A 1,943-nucleotide genomic window follows, 5' to 3' on the forward strand; every position below is an offset into this window, starting at 1 on the left:
GGGGAATCGAGGGCAACTCCCTCGCTGTTGCATTGGCGGACTTCTTTTTGGTCGGCATACATGCACCTCTAGCTACATGTTATGCCCGAACACAAAATTTCTGACAGTCTCACGGGATTACCGCCAAACTGGCCGTACTCAGCGGTGTAGACGTGTTTATAGAGACCCGACTAAACAACTTCAGGTGAGTCTTCGAAATCCTCTAGAAGATCCTGTTTGGAAACGCTTAATAACTCGATTTTTATATTTTCACGAAAATCGGTTCGATCAATCAGTAACTGCAACCCACGCCATGAAGCTTCCAATGCCTGAAATTCTACATGATGGATGATCTCGTCCATCTGGCGACTCAGCTTGACGTCAATCTCGGTAATCATCCGGTCAACCAGCGCTTTTTTGACCGGTTCGTTGTTATTACGCGGCTTCAGCAACTCTTCAATAAATGCAGCCACCCCTCGTTTGGCAATGCCATAGGCGTCGTCACAAGGCTCTAATCGGGTATGCGCAATAATCTGATCGAGAATTCCATGGTGAAGCTCATTTACGTCGCGCTGCGGTATGGCTTTTGTGTTCATATATTAATTCCTGACAATAAATCCGACATTACCGTTGCGACGCGACATCCAGGCCAAGCTCATCCAGCACGTTCTTACGCGACGTTTCATCCGTAATGACATGCTCGATGGCCTTGCGAAAAGAAGGCATGTTCCCCAGCGGCCCCTTGAGCGCCATTAGGGCGTTGCGGAGCTCCATCAGTTTTTTAAGCTCCGGAATCTGTTCGACGAGACTGGCAGGGTTGAAGTCTTTCATCGAAGAGACCTTGATGCTGACAGTCAGCTCGTCAGCCCCGCTATCAGCCTGCAAGCGGTCAGGTATATTCAGTACCAGTTCAAGCTCCTGTTTCGCCAACACATCATCGAAATTATTCTTGTCGATACTGATTGATTTACGGTCCTCAAGCTTTCGCTCGTCCGCGCGTTGTATGAAATCGCCAAGAACCAGCAACTTCAGCGGCAGCTCTATTTCTTCCTGTGCGCCACCAACAGCAGGTTTGAACGTCACGTTAATCCGTTCTTTGGGCGCTACAGAGCCTTCTCTGGCCATCTCATTTCCCCTCAATTCATTCAACTGTGCATTAGCTATCAATAAACCGCTCAAGGTCGTGATGACACAACCTCTGGTAAATTACTTCTTTGCGCGCTACTGCCTTTTCGTTCAGAGCAATGCGCTCGTAACAGCTGTATAACAAGCGCGACACATCCAGGAAGACCGTGGGTTCCCATGCCGGCAACCCTGCTGTTTGAAGTTCTTGATCAAGGTGCTCAAGTTGAACCTTCGCCAACTCGTATTTTTTTGCATCTATACAGAGACGTGCGATGCATAGCTTGCAGAAAAATCGCTCTCGCCCGCCCTCCACGCCTTTCAAATGATCATTCACCAATCGCACAGCGGCCTTCAGTCCTTTTTTCTGCAAAACCGGCAGTGCATCGTGATACAACGAGCTTTGTTCTAAGGCGTCATGCTGACTTTCGCTGCCACGCGCATTACTGACATGAACTTCAGGAACCAGGATATGAGCGGCGATCCACTGTAACGTCTCCACGTCTGCAAACGGCACACCATCATGAAAGCGAAGTTCAACAAGGTCTGGAATGCGCTTTAAAAGTAAAGCAAATTGAACCTCCACCTCGCGCATTGCCGCTTCACCACCCAAGGCTTTCAGACAGTTCCAGACCATTCGCTGACCATCAAACCAAAAAGGCGAGCCTGCAAGACTTGCTTCAAGGTCTACAATGAGGTCTGCGTAAAGACCCTGTTCGAATCGCTCTTGGTAATTACTTGTCACCGCCACTGTAAAAATGACCCCCTAACGCCAACCTAGAATTGACCCCCCTGGGTAAAACTGGCGGCTTTGAGCTGCCAATATGTTGACCCAGGAGCAG

General features: G+C 49.1%; 1 protein-coding gene and 2 pseudogenes. All 3 read right to left on the reverse strand.

Annotated elements, in window-relative coordinates:
• Nucleotides 1-110 precede the first annotated feature (110 nt).
• Nucleotides 111-575 (reverse strand): annotated as a pseudogene (locus AO277_RS13100) (type VI secretion system contractile sheath domain-containing protein); the annotation flags it as partial.
• Between the two features lie 28 nt (nt 576-603).
• Nucleotides 604-1,104 (reverse strand): type VI secretion system contractile sheath small subunit, encoded by a 501-nt coding sequence (gene tssB, locus AO277_RS13105; RefSeq protein ID WP_002553522.1) that lies wholly within the window; start codon nt 1,102-1,104, stop codon nt 604-606.
• A gap of 31 nt (nt 1,105-1,135) precedes the next feature.
• Nucleotides 1,136-1,840 (reverse strand): annotated as a pseudogene (locus tag AO277_RS13110) (type VI secretion system domain-containing protein); the annotation flags it as partial.
• Between the last annotated feature and the right edge of the window lie 103 nt (nt 1,841-1,943).

Origin of the sequence: Pseudomonas amygdali, from assembly GCF_002699855.1 — a bacterium.
GTDB lineage: Bacteria > Pseudomonadota > Gammaproteobacteria > Pseudomonadales > Pseudomonadaceae > Aquipseudomonas > Aquipseudomonas amygdali.

Coding starts and splice junctions, on each gene's coding strand:
- tssB (WP_002553522.1), bottom strand. CDS start 1,104: ATGGCCAGAGAAGGCTCTGTAGCGCCCAAAGAACGGATTAACGTGACG.